Annotated in this window: 16 protein-coding genes; 10 read left to right on the top strand and 6 right to left on the bottom strand. The window is 52.9% G+C overall.

Annotation, left to right across the window (positions count from 1 at the left end):
• Positions 1-13: 13 nt before the first annotated feature.
• The gene (locus IE065_RS04420; RefSeq protein WP_189512237.1) at positions 14-1489 is read right to left on the bottom strand and encodes a phytoene desaturase family protein; all 1476 of its coding nucleotides are present in this window, start codon (positions 1487-1489) and stop codon (positions 14-16) included.
• A 3-nt stretch (positions 1490-1492) separates the two neighbouring features.
• A complete protein-coding gene (locus IE065_RS04415; RefSeq protein WP_189512235.1) occupies positions 1493-2407 on the bottom strand; it encodes a YicC/YloC family endoribonuclease in 915 nt (304 codons plus the stop codon).
• 34 nt (positions 2408-2441) lie between these two features.
• Between IE065_RS04415 and IE065_RS04410 the strand changes: the two genes are divergently transcribed.
• Both IE065_RS04410 and IE065_RS04405 read left to right on the top strand, forming a co-directional pair.
• On the top strand, positions 2442-2765 hold the full coding sequence (locus IE065_RS04410) for a hypothetical protein (protein WP_189512233.1): 324 nt from the start codon (positions 2442-2444) through the stop codon (positions 2763-2765).
• Between the two features lie 82 nt (positions 2766-2847).
• Positions 2848-3246, top strand: coding sequence for a tellurite resistance TerB family protein (locus IE065_RS04405; RefSeq protein WP_189512231.1), 399 nt, complete (start codon positions 2848-2850; stop codon positions 3244-3246).
• Here IE065_RS04405 and IE065_RS04400 read toward each other — a convergent pair.
• A complete protein-coding gene (locus IE065_RS04400) occupies positions 3243-3899 on the bottom strand; it encodes a phosphopantothenoylcysteine decarboxylase domain-containing protein (RefSeq protein ID WP_189512229.1) in 657 nt (218 codons plus the stop codon). The two genes, IE065_RS04405 and IE065_RS04400, sit on opposite strands and share 4 nt — an antisense overlap.
• A gap of 88 nt (positions 3900-3987) precedes the next feature.
• Here IE065_RS04400 and IE065_RS04395 point away from each other — a divergent pair, with 88 nt between their 5' ends.
• The 5 genes from IE065_RS04395 to IE065_RS04375 all read left to right on the top strand — a co-directional run bounded on the left by IE065_RS04395 (position 3988) and on the right by IE065_RS04375 (position 9488).
• Positions 3988-4713, top strand: coding sequence for a VC0807 family protein (locus IE065_RS04395; RefSeq protein ID WP_189512227.1), 726 nt, complete (start codon positions 3988-3990; stop codon positions 4711-4713).
• Between the two features lie 101 nt (positions 4714-4814).
• Positions 4815-5702: an NAD(P)-dependent oxidoreductase gene (locus IE065_RS04390; protein WP_189512225.1), complete on the top strand. Its 888-nt coding sequence runs from the start codon at positions 4815-4817 to the stop codon at positions 5700-5702.
• A gap of 3 nt (positions 5703-5705) precedes the next feature.
• Positions 5706-6452, top strand: coding sequence for an alpha/beta hydrolase (locus tag IE065_RS04385; protein WP_189512223.1), 747 nt, complete (start codon positions 5706-5708; stop codon positions 6450-6452).
• A gap of 460 nt (positions 6453-6912) precedes the next feature.
• Positions 6913-9099, top strand: a complete 2187-nt coding sequence (gene amt / locus IE065_RS04380; protein WP_189512221.1) for an ammonium transporter — start codon at positions 6913-6915, stop codon at positions 9097-9099.
• Positions 9096-9488, top strand: coding sequence for a response regulator (locus IE065_RS04375; RefSeq protein ID WP_189512219.1), 393 nt, complete (start codon positions 9096-9098; stop codon positions 9486-9488). The genes amt and IE065_RS04375 overlap by 4 nt, the downstream gene beginning before the upstream one ends.
• Before the next feature lie 3 nt (positions 9489-9491).
• Here IE065_RS04375 and xerD read toward each other — a convergent pair whose 3' ends face one another.
• A complete protein-coding gene (xerD, locus tag IE065_RS04370; RefSeq protein ID WP_189512217.1) occupies positions 9492-10400 on the bottom strand; it encodes a site-specific tyrosine recombinase XerD in 909 nt (302 codons plus the stop codon).
• A 172-nt stretch (positions 10401-10572) separates the two neighbouring features.
• On the opposite strand from xerD, the gene IE065_RS04365 reads away from it, so the two are divergent.
• The 3 genes from IE065_RS04365 to IE065_RS04355 all read left to right on the top strand — a co-directional run bounded on the left by IE065_RS04365 (position 10573) and on the right by IE065_RS04355 (position 14427).
• Positions 10573-11271: a thioredoxin-like domain-containing protein gene (locus IE065_RS04365; RefSeq protein ID WP_189512215.1), complete on the top strand. Its 699-nt coding sequence runs from the start codon at positions 10573-10575 to the stop codon at positions 11269-11271.
• A gap of 353 nt (positions 11272-11624) precedes the next feature.
• Complete coding sequence (locus IE065_RS04360; RefSeq protein ID WP_189512212.1) at positions 11625-13913, top strand: ABC transporter ATP-binding protein; 2289 nt, start codon at positions 11625-11627, stop codon at positions 13911-13913.
• A 28-nt stretch (positions 13914-13941) separates the two neighbouring features.
• Positions 13942-14427, top strand: coding sequence for a DUF1854 domain-containing protein (locus tag IE065_RS04355; protein WP_189512210.1), 486 nt, complete (start codon positions 13942-13944; stop codon positions 14425-14427).
• A gap of 11 nt (positions 14428-14438) precedes the next feature.
• Here the strand turns inward: IE065_RS04355 and IE065_RS04350 are convergent, their stop codons facing one another.
• Positions 14439-14597, bottom strand: a complete 159-nt coding sequence (locus IE065_RS04350; RefSeq protein WP_189512208.1) for a hypothetical protein — start codon at positions 14595-14597, stop codon at positions 14439-14441.
• A 313-nt stretch (positions 14598-14910) separates the two neighbouring features.
• Positions 14911-15213 (bottom strand): hypothetical protein, encoded by a 303-nt coding sequence (locus tag IE065_RS04345; protein ID WP_189512206.1) that lies wholly within the window; start codon positions 15211-15213, stop codon positions 14911-14913.
• Positions 15214-15814 lie beyond the last annotated feature (601 nt).

Genomic DNA, 15814 nt, shown 5'->3' with positions numbered 1-15814 from the left:
CTACTGGTCTACCCTACTTCGCTACTAACTCGGCTGCCAAACGCCCACTTGTTAACACCAACGGAATGCCCCCTCCCGGGTGTGCTGCCCCGCCCGCAAAGAACACTCCCGGAACAGGCCCTCGCGGAGAAATCCTTAAAAAAGCGGAACGACGGTCATTGGAAGCAGGCCCATAAATTGCCCCTCGCCAAGCACCATAGGCATCACGCAAAAAGCTGGGCGGCAGGCTTTCCCGCCAGAGCACGCGATCATCGTTAAACCAAGGCAATTGCTTTGCCAAGGATTCGCGCACGCGAGCATCGTAATCTTCCGGCCATTCGGGCGATCGACCACAGTCTGGCGCATTGACTAGCAGGAACCACGCTTCATGCCCCGCCGGAGCCTGCGTTGGATCGATCTTGCACGGCGCAGACAAGTAAATCGTCGGATCACGCAACGGCTGTGGTCGGTCAAATAGATCCGTGAACTCCTGGCGATAATCCGCGTTAAAGAAAATATTGTGGCACGCCAGCGCATCGCAATTTCCTTTGATCGCCAGTAACTGAACGCCCCCACTGCTGGACGCTTCACGCGCCTCCCATTGACGACGCCATTGGGCCGATTTTGGATGCCCACCAAACAGCGACCCCGTCAGCGCGGCAACGCCGTCTGCATTGACCACCACTTGACTCGCTGGCAGAAAAGTCCCATCGGCTAATTCCACGCCAGCAACCCCCATCCCGTCAGTATTAAAACGCAGCGCTTCCGCCTTGGTCTCTGATCGAAGCTCCACGCCAAGCTCGCCCGCCAAGCGAACCAGCGCCTCAACCAGTTGATAAACACCGCCCTGAATGTGCCACGAGCCAAAGGCCATTTCCACATAGCTGATCACATTAAACGTCGCTGGTGTGCGCCAGGGATCGGAGCCGTTGTAGGTTGCGTAGCGCGAAAACAACTGACGCAGCTCAGGGGCCTTAAAATAATGTTCCACCGCCTGACGCAGCGTCCACGGTCGCATGGCTGCAAGGCCAGCCAAGGCGTGCTTAGGGCGAATTTTCAGCGCAATGGCGGGCTCCAATCGATTAAACAAAAACAACGGTCCACTGACCTCCCAGAGGTTGCGGCAGTATTTCATGAAACGGTCAAAACCAGCTAGGTCTTTCGGAAAATCCCGAGCCACGGCTTCGCGGAATCCCTCCAGTGTGCCAGGTGCGTCGAAGGTCCGTCCATTAGGGAAAAAATAACAGCAGGCCGGGGCAACACGCGTGAACTCCAAATAGTCCTCCCGACGACGCCCGGCATGGGCGAACAGCTCATCGACAACGAAGGGCATGGTCAGCAGCGAAGGGCCGGTATCGAACTGAAAGCCTTCCCATTGACGAAGGTTGCACTTGCCGCCAAAACGCGTGTTCTGCTCAAGCAGTGTGACCCGCTCGCCAGCGCAGGCCAAGTGAATCGCGGCGCTCAGGCCGCCCAGCCCACCGCCCAGAACAATGACGGGGTCTGCCATCGCTTATTCGATGTTTTGGACCTGCTCGCGGATGCGCTCCAGCTCGTTCTTGCATTCGATCACCAATCGCGTGATTTCCAGGTTATTGGCCTTGCTGCCAATGGTGTTCACCTCGCGGTTTATTTCCTGGCACATAAAGTCGAGCTTCCGGCCCACGGATTCATCACTTTCCAGGGCTTGATTGAACTGCATCAGGTGGCTGGCCAGACGGGTCAATTCCTCCTCCACATCGCAACGATCAGCAAACAGCGCGATTTCCTTGAGCACGCGCTCGTCGTCAAGATGAAGCTCTAGGTTGGCTTTTTTCAAGCGTTCCATGAGGGCTTCGCGATAATTAATAACCGATTGCTGCGCCAGCCCGGAAATCTCTGTGCGCCAGCCTTCCAGTAAAGCCAAACGCTGCTGAATATCTTCGGTCAAGGCCTGTCCTTCAGTAGCGCGCATACCGGCCAAGGCGTCCAAGGCTTCCGATAAAGTTCCCGAAATGGCGTTCCAAGCATCCTCCCAATCAATATCCTGCTGGGTGTCCTGAGTGTGTGTTGCCAAGCGCAACCAGAAGCTGGCGTCGGCAACCAAATCCTGACCGGCAATTTTCTTCAATTCTTTGAATCGCTGCTGGATGACAGCGGCGTCCCACTGAGACTCTGGACCGCTCAAAGACCGCAATTGCAATTGCACATGGAATTTGCCTCGCTGGAATCGCGCACGCAGCTGCTCACCGATCACACGATCCATGCCTTGCCATTCTCGGGGCAGAGAGGAGGTCATCTCCAAATTGCGTCGGTTGACGGAAGAAATTTCCAAAGACACCAAGCGCCCGAGGCATTCAATTTGAGCGCGGCCATAACCAGTCATCGAGTTCATGTGCGGGAAAATAAGCACTGCACTGAGTAGCGCAAGGCGGAACGCATTTTGCATTGCCTGTACACCACAATAAGATATTTATTAAATCATGCCTTTCACGAGATACTTCCCCCTACCCGCAGTTTTCGGCCTTCTTCTCATCTCTACTGTCACATCCCATGCTCTCTACAACAACGTGTACCTCATGGTGGACGGCACAGACCCCGACATTGCTGGCACGTGGCTAACGGAAACCCTCCCAACTGTTGATGAGTCCACGGCCCCCAAGGCTAAAACGGTACAGAGCCAGCAGCTCGTTGAAACGGGCAGCGAAGAGGTCCGCTTTTCTCCCACCGTACAGCCTGGTGCCGCGTTTAGAAAAAGCAGTGATGATTTCTCCCAATACCGTGAGGCATTTGGCTCCAAGTATTAAATCACGTCCATCTTATGATCAGTTTTATCAGTTGCAGTTTAGCCGCAACCTAGTAGCGTTAAAAAAGTCTCCCCCCCCATTTATGATTAATAAAGAACTATCGTTAGCGGTCGCCAAAGTTCTAATAGCAGCAGCTTGGGTGGACGGCGTGGTTCAACCCGAAGAAGAACGATTTTTAACGGACTTCATTCCTCGCATGCCGGGTATTGAAGAACAAACGTGGGATGACCTTTCGCCGATGCTCGAACAGCCAATTTACGAGGCCGAGCGCATTCGCCTACTGCGCGATATGCGCAACCTGATAATAGACCAGAAGGACCGCCGTTTTGCCATTCAGGCAATCAATCAGCTCTTTATTTCCGACGGCGAAATTGCTCCCGAAGAAGAAGAAGCTGTCCGCCAGATGGTCTCCATTATCAATGGCGACGAAAATGCGGTTTATCAGGAAATGCTGAAGATGATTCAGCGCCTCGCCTCTTAAACAAGGTCTAAAAAGTCGGCCAAGTGGCTGATCAATAACCGGGCGACTTCTATCTTACTGGCTGGCCCGAGTTTGCTGGTTTCTCCATTGACCCCAATGAGCAGGATTTCGTTGCAGTCCGACTCAAAAGCGCCACCAACTGCAACGGAATTTGCACAAATAAAATCCAAATTCTTTTCGGTCAGTTTTTTACGGGCATAGGCTTCCACATCTTGCGTTTCTGCGGCAAAGCCAACGACTAGCTGATCGGCGCGCTTGCTTGCGGCCACGGTCTTTAAAATGTCCGCTGTCGGCTCGAACTCAACCGTCCAAGCCATGTCCCTTTTTTTAACTTTGTGATCGTCACGCTGTCGAGGTCGCATATCGCACACCGCCGCAGTCTTGATGAGCACATCGCACGCAGGGAAACGCTGCTGCACAGCCGACAACATATCCTCACCAGTTACAACCATTTCCCTCGTGACGCCATCTGGTGCGGCCAAGGCCACCGGCCCGCTAACCAGCTCCACTGCCCAGCCTATGTCTCGCGCCGCCTCGGCAATTGCATAGCCCATTTTACCGCTGGAGGGATTCGTAATGAAGCGCACAGGGTCCAGCCATTCCCGAGTCGGGCCGGCAGTGATCAGGCAACGGATAGGCCGTAATTTGCTCATGATTTTATTACGATTGCGGTCAGGCGGCGCAAGGCAACGTCTATTTGAGGATTGACTAGCCTGCCGGAGGGGCCAATCACCCTCCCCCATGTCGCAACCACCGCGCGAGAACCTTTTTTTGAATCTGGGCTTCAATCTGTTGTTGCCTGTTATGATCTTGAACAAGGGTGCCAAATGGCTGCCCTTCCTTAGCCCCACAAGCGTGCTGTTGGTTGCTTTGGCGTTTCCGGTCGGCTATTTCCTCTACGACCTAAAGAAGCGCAAGAAACGGAATCTTATTTCCATCCTCGGCATCGTGGGCGTTTTGCTCACTGGGAGCATTGGGCTATTCAAACTGCCGCCAATTTATTTTGCGATTAAGGAAACCCTCATGCCGCTGCTCATCGGCATTGCTGTCGTGGTGTCTCTAAAAACGAAAAACCCGCTGATCCACGCTCTTCTCTACAACCCCGACATCTTCGATGCGGAAAAGATCGACGCCCGCATTGATACGCCCGCCAAGAAAGCCTCGTTCAATGACCTCATGAAGCTCTGCACGTGGATTATCGCCCTATCCTTTCTCGTCAGCGCCTTCCTGAATTTCTTCATTACCAAAATGATCGTGGTGACCGATCCGCGGGTTGATCAGGCGGCTTACAACTCCGAGATTGGCACCCAGCATTGGGTCGGCTTGATCGTCATCAGCATCTGCACCCTACCGATCAGTTTTTACGCCATGTGGCGATTGTTCAAAGGCATTGAACAGCTGACAGGATTGACCATGGAGGAGGTCATTCACGCCGACGCCAAGAAGGACTCCAAAGACAAAACGTAAAGCCAATAGACCGCTTTATCCTTCCATAGTCTTGCCCTACAGGTTGATAATCACTGGACCCTGTATGTGCAACTTGGTAAACTTCAATCATCTCCCTGATTATGAAAGATAAGAAAATCGGAATCGTCGGCCTCGGCCGCATGGGCGGTAACATGGCCCGCTGTCTCAATGATAAAGGCTACAACGTCGCCTCAGTCTTCGACATCAATGCAGATGTCGCGCGCGAACTCGCTGAAGAAGTCGGCGCAAACGTCCGAACCAAGCTAGCAGACGTGACTGCGGATTCAGACATCATCCTGACCGTTGTCACCAACGACAAGGCGATGGACGCCATTTTCTTCGGCCAAAACAACCTGTTCCAAGGTGCCAAAGACCGCGTATTTATCAATTGCGCCACGCTAACGCCCGCGGTTCACCAGAAGATGGACAACGCGGCGGCGCAGGTCGGCGCACAATGCCTCGAAGCCTGCATGGCCTCCAGTATCCCTCAAGCACGCAACGGCGAACTCTTTCTCATGATTGGTGGCAGCGAGCCGCTTTTCAACGAAACCAAGCCGCTACTCGATGACCTTAGCAAGGCGCTACACTATGTCGGCCCATCGGGCAAGGCCTCCGAGGTCAAGGCGCTCGTCAACATGGTCATGAACATCAACACCGCCGCCCTAGCAGAAGGACTTGGCATCGGTCAGGCACTCGGGCTCGACCTCGACATGCTGTGCCGGGTCTTCAGCCAAACCGGCGCAAACTCACGCGTGCTCGAAACTGATGCGGCGGACATGATCCAGCGCGACCACGATTGCTACTTCTCCGCTGAACACGCCGCCAAGGACTCCGGCATCGCGCTTGCGCTCGCCAAGAGCCAAGGCATCGCAACTCCGCTCGCTCAAGCCACCTTCGAGCAATACACGAAGATGACGGAAATGGGCCTCGGCGAACTTGACAAGTCCGGCATCGCTGAACTCACCTTCAAAGGCCGCGCACTCGGATAAGCTATGGACGACATTATTAAAAACGCACATGGCGATGCACTGCACTATGACTTCCTCAGTGGCTCCGATGACGCACTGTCGGGCTGGATCGTCGTCCTCGGCCACGGTGTAACCGGCAACAAAGACCGCCCCATCATCGCCGGCACCGCCGCCGCCCTCAACGCCGCAGGCTTCAACACGCTGGCCTTTTCCTTTGCGGGCAATGGCGACTCCGCAGGCGATTTCCGCGAGGCAACGATCTCCAAAGAAGTTGGTGACCTCCGGACGATCTTGGACGCCGTTTCGACCAATTACGACAAAATTGCCTACGTTGGCCATAGCATGGGCGGTGCTGTCGGGGTGCTTCAGGCAGCACGAGACCCGCGCATCAAGGCGCTTATTTCGCTCGCGGGCATGGTCGATACCAAGGCCTTTGCCCAGACTGAGTTTGGCACCGAAACGCCCGACGAAGGCCTGATGTGGGAAGAGGACAACTGCCCGCTTTCCTCGGCCTTTATGCACGACCTGTGCGAAACCATTGTCAGCGTCGCCCCACAAGCTGAAGCAGTCACCGCCCCTTGGCTCCTCCTCCATGGCACCGCGGACGACGTTGTCCTCCCTCGTGACACCGAGCAAATCGCCAGCTTGAAAGGCAGCACAGTAAAGACCGTCTTCATCGAGGGCGCAGACCACAGCTTCAATGATCCCATCCACAAAAAACAGGTGACCGAAACCGTCGTCGCCTGGCTGAATGAACTGGCGAAAAATTAACTTGGGAGGACACCACGGAGCACTCAGGCGTCAGCGAAGAATTGATACGTCAGACCACCGACATTGTTATTCAGGCAAAGGAAACCATCACCAGCCATTTCCAGGGTGAGATACGCACGGCCGAGCTATTCCCTATGAAAACCCACGGGGATCAGCCCGCTGCATATTACCCCGAGTCGTGCCGATTGGCGCGCGGGCCAATATCAGCAACACGCCTATCTCTAAATCGATTGTGATCACCGTATCGCCACGGGACAAATAATCAGTGACCAGTGAGCAGCAGGTGGTAAATGGGAATGGTACAATCTAAATTCAAAAACCGTTGCTCCTTCTGACCTCCTTGAACATTAGCAAGCGATGTAACTCCATCGCAGTAAATAAATTGTAAATCGGGAATCTCGCTGGTTGACTAGAGTATTACACCTAATTCAACCGATAGTTGGCTCGATAATTGCATGATATGAAACCTGCCTATGGCATAGTCATGGAAACCGAGGGCTTAGATATAGCTTGGATTCTCGTCACCGCTGCAATGGTGATGACAATGCAGGTTGGGTTTTGTTTACTTGAGTCCGGTTTAGTCCGAGCCAAGAACAGCATCAACGTCGCTATAAAAAACATGGCGGATTTCTGCGTATCCGCAGCGGTTTTTTGGCTCATCGGTTTCGGGTTAATGTTCGGAGGCGGTAGTATTTCTGGTTTCTTAGGGCTGGAGCATTTTCTATTTAACCCAGGTGACGAGCCACTATTACTGGCATTTTTCGTCTTCCAGTTGGTATTCTGCGGCACAGCAATCACTATTATTTCCGGCGCGGTGGCTGAGCGAATTCGCTTCAGTGCCTACTTGGCTGTCGCGGTATTTGTCTCTGCAATTATCTACCCGATTTTCGGGCACTGGGCATGGGCAGTTGATGCAGATGGTCCCGTCGGTTGGCTGGCGAAACGCGGGTTCCTAGACTTTGCCGGCTCTACCGTCGTGCATTCAGTTGGAGGCTGGGTCGCCTTCGCAGGTATTCTGATTATCGGGCCTCGCTTGGGACAATTTGAGGCAGGGCAGCCCAAGATCCAGGGGCATAATCTCACGCTGGCCTCCGCAGGTACGCTGATTCTGTGGTTTGGTTGGATTGGATTCAACGGAGGCAGTACTTTGGCGCTTAACAGCCACGTGCCTCTGATCATCGCCAACACAATCGTCGCGGGTTCCTTCGGCGGTCTCGCTGCCATGTCTGTCGCATATTTCTACTACGGCATGCCAAAGACTTGGTCGATTATGAACGGCATCATTGGCGGCCTCGTAGGAATTACTGCCTGTTGTGACGTGGTCAGCCTGGGCGGAGCTGCAATCGTTGGTATTCTCTCCGGGCTAATCTGCTTTGGAGGTATGCTACTCTTTGAAAAGCTGAAGATTGATGACGCCGTTGGAGCTGTGCCTGCACACGCCTTTTGCGGAGTCTTCGGCACATTGTCCGTCGCTCTATTTGGTCAAGAGGCTGCTTGGAGCACAGGCTTTAGCCGCATGGAGCAATTGGGCGTACAAGTTCTTGGTATCGTGGTCTGTTTCATTTGGACCTTCAGCACGTCACTCGTCTTCTTTCTGATTCTTCGTGGCATGCTGAAGCTTCGAGTAACGCCCGAGCAGGAGCAAGCTGGCCTGAATGTTTCCGAGCATGGTGCCAGCACCGAGTTGGTGGACCTCATAACCGAAATGGACCGACAACGGCGAATGGGGAGTTTCAACCAACAAGTCTACGTTGAGCCACACACCGAAGTCGGCCAAATTGCGGCAGAGTACAATCGTGTGATAACCCGCGTCGAAGAAGAATTCAAACGCCGCGGTGAAGCAATTGCCGCCGCGCAAGCGGCTCGTGAAGACGCTGAACGCGCCAATAAAGTTAAGAATGAGTTTCTGGCCAACATGAGCCACGAACTGCGCACGCCATTAGGTATAATAACTGGCTACACTGAATTAGTGCAGGAAGAACTGGTTGAAAATGGCGTCCAAGGCTACGGAGAGGATCTGCAAACAATTGCCGACGCCAGCAACCACCTGCTTCATCTGATTAATGGTGTCCTAGATATTTCAAAGATTGAGTCCGGCCGACTGGAAATTCACTTAGAGCCAATTGACGTCTCCGACCTCGTCCACCGCCTGGCCCAGACCGTCAAACCCTTGTTGCGCGAGAATAGCAACGAACTGGTTATCAATGTTCCGCATGACATCGAGATCCTTGTCACCGACGAAATAAAGCTCCAGCAGTGCTTGCTCAACCTGATCTCCAACGCCACGAAATTTACCGAAAAAGGCGAAATCCGGCTCACGCTTTCACGCCTATTCTCCGAAGATAACCGTCCCTTGTTCATTTGTGAAGTGGCAGATAACGGCATCGGGATGACCGAGTCACAAATGAAAAACATTTTTGAAGCCTTTACGCAGGCCGACAGCTCGACCACCCGCAAATACGGCGGCACCGGTCTCGGCCTTGCGATCACCCGCAGCTTCTGTCACCTTATGGGTGGCGATGTAGCGGTTTCCTCACGACCCGGCGTAGGGTCTGTATTCACCATCACCCTACCCGGGGACTTGAGCCCCACTGAAAAACCCGTTCCTGCTGAGCAACTACAAATTAACTCAGTACAGCGAACATGAACTCATGCCATATTCTGGTCATTGAGGATAATCCAACCCTCTGTGACATGGTCCGGCGACGGTTAAATCGCCGGGGCTACCATACTACGTCCGCCGGCGATGGCAACAAAGGCCTGCAAGCGGCCAAGGATCAATTGCCCCACTTAATCCTGCTCGACATGAGCTTGCCCGGGATGGACGGATGGACGGTTGCTACACGTCTGCGTCAATCCGAACAAACTCGCCACATCCCCATCATTGCGCTGACTGCACACGCCATGCAAGGGGACCGTGAGCGTGCCCTAGAAGCTGGCTGCGACGAGTTCGAGACCAAGCCCATCAACTTCGAACGTCTATTCCAAAAAATCGATCACTTCCTCACTCAAATAGACGAACAGCAGGAATCCTGAGTGCTAAAGCTGATTTCGCGGGTGATGCTTGTCATGTGCTGTGGCCAAAGATTGCCCTCGCACGTATGTGTATATCTGTGTTGTGGAAATATCGGAGTGACCCAGCATTTCCTGAATCGCCCGTAAATCGGCACCGCCCTCCAACAGATGAGTGGCAAACGAATGACGTAGCAAATGCGGTTTTACTGGCTGATCAATGCCTGCCATAAGCGCCGTCTTTTTGATCATCACCCAAAAAGTCTTTCGCGAAAGTGCCCTGCCCCATTGGCTGAGGAACAACTCACTGCCAGTGCGTGGCTTGAGCAGTTTAGGGCGCGCAATATCCAGATAACGCTGAAGCGCGGCGGTCGCGTGAGAGCCCATTGGCACAACGCGTTCCTTGGAACCCTTCCCATGCACCCGCAGCAAACCAGTCTCAAGGTCCACAGCTTGGATCATCAAAGCGCACAGCTCGCTGACCCGCAGCCCACTGGAATACATTAACTCGAGCATGGCGCGGTCACGTAAACCTTGCGGCGTTGTCTCGACTGGAGCCAAGAGCAAGCGTTCCACCTCCTCGGGGGAGAGCGCACCGGGCAATTTCCGGGTCAGTCTCGGACCTCGCACCAGTTCCGAAAAGACGTCTTCTCGCAAACGCTCGGCCACCAAATGCTGAGAGAGTCCACGAGCGGCCGTGAGCTTGCGAGCCAAGCTGGTGACCGCATATTCCTCATCACTGAGTGAGCCAATCCACGCCGCAAGATCATCGCCTTGGACCGCCAGCCAGTCGGCAACACCACGAGCCGCAAGGAACGCAATAAACTGGCGCAAATCGCCCTCGTAGCCTTCGAGCGTGTGAGCTGCCAGCCCGCGCTCTAATTGAAGCATGGCAAGATAGCTCTGGAGTGGCTCTTCAAAGGCCTGTGTTGACATAGCTCCAACCATGAACGTCTACTGGCAGAAGTAAAACACCTTCAGCTTGGCAGATGTAACTTAATTAATGATTGATTCAAAGTTCTAGGGACAGCACAATTCACCAGTCCTTATAATTAATATGCGATACATCACCATTTTCCAATTCGCCCTCTTACTGATAACTGCCACCGTGTCAGACGCTCGTGTCTGGAAAGACCAGTCCGGGCAGCCGATGACAGCGGACTTCGTGGAAACATATGACAAAGGCGGCGAGACATTTGTTGTCTTCACCAAGGGCGACGGCATGCGCTATCAAGTCCCCCTTCAACGGCTAAGTGCTGAAGACCAACAATACATCGCTGATTTACAAGCGAATGACGGCGTCGACCCAAATTTGGCCGCCGCAGAGAGAACCGTGGAAAAGACTCCCTTTGAAAAAGCAATTTTTCGGGACCTTGTAAAGCGGGACGGTGACCGCGTAATTTCAACCAACGGAGGTAAACTCGAGCCCAAGGAATACTACGGAATCTATTACTCTGCGCACTGGTGCCCCCCATGTCGAGGTTTCACCCCCAAGCTCATTGAATACTACAATAAGGCTTCTGCCACGCATGGTAATTTCGAGATCATTTTCGTTAGTAGTGACCGTAGCGAAGATGCCATGGAAGGCTATATCACCGAATACGAAATGCCTTGGCTTTCACTGGATTTCGACAAGAAAGACTCCGCCAAGCAACTCACTCAATTTAGCGCAAGCGGCATCCCTTGCCTGGTTCTGGTGGACCGTAATGGCGAAATCCTCAAACACAGCTATGTGGGCGGTAAATACGTCGGCCCAACAAGTGTATTGAACGAACTCGACCGCCTTCTAAATGAAAAAGAGGGTTAACCCCTAGCGAATTCCTATTTTCGATTAAAACATATCTGCCATAGGTTCGTGGCAAAACTCAGGGTTGACGTAACAAGTATTATCCTTTTTTTTAACAACTTCGCCCACCGAAACAATCCCTTCACTTCATGAAAAACACACCGCATCATATGAAAGACATTGAGTCTCCTTCCCTGCGCGGTTGCATGAAGTTTGCCGCGATCAAGGGTCGCATTTTTCCCAAGGTTCCCGCCGCCAACGTTTGCTGAGCGATTTTTTCGCCACCACGCTCGCCCCGGGACCGCAAAGCTCCCGGGTTTTTTTGTCTTCTGATTTGCCGAATTGACCCACTGATTTTTAACTGACTGTACGCCATGTCCACGGATACCCACGACCGCCTTCACAAAGACCGTATCATCATTGAACGCTACGCCGGACAACCGGCGCAGATTCCGCCTGCACTAATCGACCGCGTGAAAGCGCTCAACAACGGTCGCGGGCCGCTGCTGTACGCCATGGCGGACTTGGATACAGTTGGCAAGCTGACCCAAGGCTGGCTCGTCCTCGGGCACGACGAGGTGTTTTTCTTCGCCACTGCGGACGACAACAACCCCGACCGACTGGACCGCAGCGAGATTCAACAGGTCATGGAATTACCCGGCCTCAGCTCCAGCGCATTGCTGATGCTGCGCCATAATTCACGGTTGCCGCTGATGCAGGTCAACTACTCGCGACGGCAAAAGCAGGCGATGGAAAACATCCGCTTCGTGCTCGACCAACAGGTAAAGGGGCATGCTGTGTCACCCGAAAACGCCGACCGTGCCTATGCTGAATCGGTCAGTGCGAAAATCAAAGACGCGCAGTCATCGGTGATGTCGAGTCAGTTTCAGATTATAATGCGGCTAATCGGCTACTTCCGGCCTTATCGTAAAGACGTCACCGTCGGCTTCGCCTGTGCACTGGTTGTAACGATGCTCAACCTGATCCCGCCTTTCATTACAGGCTACGTGATCGATAAAATCCTTAAGCCATTGGAGCTGGGCGAACTGTCGAGCACTGCCACCACCGAGATAACGCTGTCCATCGTTGGAGGACTGGCACTTCTTTATCTGACACGTGAGCTATGCGTATGGGTTCGTCTCAAGCGCCTGGCTTATCTTGGTGAAAACGTCGCGCACGATCTCCGGCGCGATCTTTACAGCCACCTACAAAAGCTGAGCCTAACGTTTTTCTCCAAGAAGCAGACGGGCAGTATCATCAGCCGCGTGAGCTCGGACACGGACCGACTCTGGGACTTCATCGCCTTTGGCGTCGTTGAGGCAACTCTGGCCATCGTCATGCTTATCGGTCTGGGCACCGTGCTAATCAGTATGGACTGGCAGCTTGGGCTAATTCTGGTCATCCCAGTGCCCGCCTACCTCTACGCCTATTACCTGCACGGCAAGCACATCAACAAATACTTCATGAAGGCTTGGCGCAAGTGGTCAGACGTAACCGCTGTGCTCTCGGACACCATCCCCGGTATGCGCGTCGTCAAGGCCTTCAGTCAGGAAAGCCGTGAGGTCAATCGCTTCGGCAAGCGCAATGACAAGGCTCTGGAAAGCTTTCGCGAAGTGCATGGCGTGTGGACAAAGTTTTGGCCCATGCTGATGGGCACGGTTCATTTCGTTACGCTGATCGTATGGGCGTTTGCGCTACCTCGTGTCTTCGGAGACTGGGGCAAGCCATTATCCGTGGGCACGTTCGTCGCGTTCTTGATGTACATGGGGATGTTCTTCCACCCATTGGAGGTCATTGGTCAAATCACACGTATGCTCAACCGGGCCGTTAGCTCGGCGCACCGCGTATTCGAAATAATGGACACCGAGCCCGACCCAACCCTCTCCAATGAACGATGCCAAGTAACCGAAGTGTCCGGTAAAATTGTTCTGGAGAACGTAAATTTCTCCTACGACGGCGTACACGAAACACTGCGGAACATCAGCTTTACCATCAAGCCTGGTGAAATGATCGGCCTAGTCGGCCCATCGGGCGCTGGTAAGAGCACGATCACCAACCTCATTGCGGGCTTTTACCAAGCGACTGGTGGCAAGGTGCTAATCGATGGAAGAGACTTGGCTGAAGTTGACGTCTCCAGCTATCGCCAACACCTAGGCATGGTTTTGCAGGAGCCATTCTTGTTCCACGGCTCATTGTTGGAAAATATTCGCTATGGCCAACGTGATGCAGGCTACGAAGACGTTATCGAAGCCGCACGCGCAGCCAACGCCCATGACTTCATCTGCAAGCTCCCCCTAGGCTACGACACCGTAGTCGGTGAGCGCGGGCATACGCTCTCCGGCGGCGAACGCCAACGTATTTCCATCGCCCGTGCGATCCTGCACAACCCGAAGATCCTCATCCTCGACGAGGCCACCAGTAACGTCGACACCGAGACCGAGCGGAAAATTCAAGAAGCGCTAAACAAGCTCGTCCAGGGCCGCACGGTGATTGCAATCGCGCACCGCCTATCCACTCTCAAGCAAGCTGACCGACTCCTTGTCATGAAAGATGGCCAACTCGTCGAGCAAGGCTCCCATCAGGATTTGCTCGAACTCCCCGATGGCGTTTATCGCAAACTCCACAACATGCAAACCGAGCTGCATGAGCAGTTCGCCATCTGATCTTAAAAATACTTCGCCTCAATTCACTATGGAAGCATCACAAGAATCCCCCCCCCCCCTACAGCTCGCTTCTTGCGGGGCCGGTCGCCTAACCATCTGGCGCGAAGGCGCGGACGCCGTCATTGTCCGCCCAGTTAAGTGTTTTCCTCTCAGCGAGCCCGGGCGCTACCTCTCGCTACGCAATGATAAGAACGAGGAGGTTGGCTTTATCGCTAGCAGTGACGATCTGGACGAATCTTCGGCTCGTGCACTACAGGAGGCCATCATCGCAAGTAGCTTCACCTTTGCAGTGACCGGCATCGACAAGATCGACACCGACTTTGAATTGCGCGTGTGGAAGGTCCAGACCGCCGCTGGCCCACGCCAATTTCAAACCGCACTCGACGCTTGGCCCCGTTCGATGGACGACGGCGGATTTTTAATGGAAGACGTCTTTGGCGACCTTTACCGATTCCCCCCCGTCGACCAACTCGATCGTGAAAGCGCGAAGCGCATGTGGTCAATGGTCGGCTGATAACGTCTCGATTAACACCCCTCAAGCGTTGTACTGAATCCGTCGCTATGCTTAACGTGGCACTTCTCGTAGCGACGCTCAATATACTTGGCCAGAGAATGTTCACCTGGGAAGTCGAAATGCAAATATTCGTCCGGTAGCACGCCAGTAACGATCAAGTTATAGACCATATACGCATTCAGAGGGTACTTTTGAATGGGTAACTCCCGGCAGTAACGCTCAATACCTCGCTTGAAGCTTGGATCACAGCTGAAGAGATGCCGTATTTTGACCCGTATTTGATATAGGCGCTCAAAGGCTTCAAATGTGCGAGGATGAGAATGTATTTCTACCATCCCCCTTTAATCGACCACTATTGCAAACACCAAAGCCAATTAATGATGAAATAAATCCACCAATATATTTTGGGTAATAGATAATACCTTAAAGAGCGTCACAAAAGATACTCAAAGGCGCTAGCGAATGGACCTTGGGGACAACCGCCTAAGCTACACCACGTGAATTTAGCTGTGAATATAATTCAAGAATGAACTGCTCGATTGAATCATCACCCGGGAAATCAAAACGCTGAGTAAACTCTGGTAAGGTTCCCCCAATGATCAAAAGATAGAGCATACACCCCTTGGTATCCGTATATTTGGTGTCCAATTTAAAGCTGAAGCTAAGGATCTCATCATGAACGCGGTGTCCAGTGCGCTCGTAGACCTCAATTAACCTCGTTCGCAAAAAATCAATTCGATTTTTGAATTCTGCGAGGCCGCACTCTCCAATTGAACGATTATCCAAGGGCATAGTAGGTAAAACTACCCAATTAAACCCGCTTGATATTACATCATCAAGATTATTTATGAATAAAATATAAAATATGCGTCAAATTTTAGTCTAAATCTGAAATCAATCGACTAATTACTGATCGCCGGAACAAATAATGAATGCATAATTATTACTTATTTGCAGCAAAGGCTCTTCTCAGTTTACCGTCTAGGCCCGTTTAACCAGTCTGCAAATGCAAGGCCATAGCGATGTGTTTGCCAATATCTGCTCAGGAACGCCTTTGGCCATGGACTTAAGCGCTGCCTCAGCTCGTGGGCGTAAAACCTCGCCCGTCCAACCATAAACCCTTTGGATATAATTACTTGCGAGAGTAACAGCAGGGCCAATACAGATGTTTTTATGATCATTAGATGTTGAAGTTCGTCCCGAGTGTAGCAGGTCGGTTAAACAAAGTCGTCAGGACGTATTAAAATGTTTGTCAGGTGTTTGTCATGGGGGTAAAGATGCGCCCGTTCAACTGAGCCAAACTCAGTGTTACAAAAGGGCAAAACCGCCCTTGACTTGGGTGGGGAAAGCGGCAGACTCCCCGCCTTTTGAATTGGAGTGCGCCAAC

This window comes from Cerasicoccus arenae, assembly GCF_014651635.1.
Classification (GTDB): Bacteria; Verrucomicrobiota; Verrucomicrobiia; order Opitutales; family Cerasicoccaceae; genus Cerasicoccus; species Cerasicoccus arenae.
Note: the sequence above shows the minus strand (reverse complement) of the source record. Positions and strands in the feature narration are given on the sequence as shown.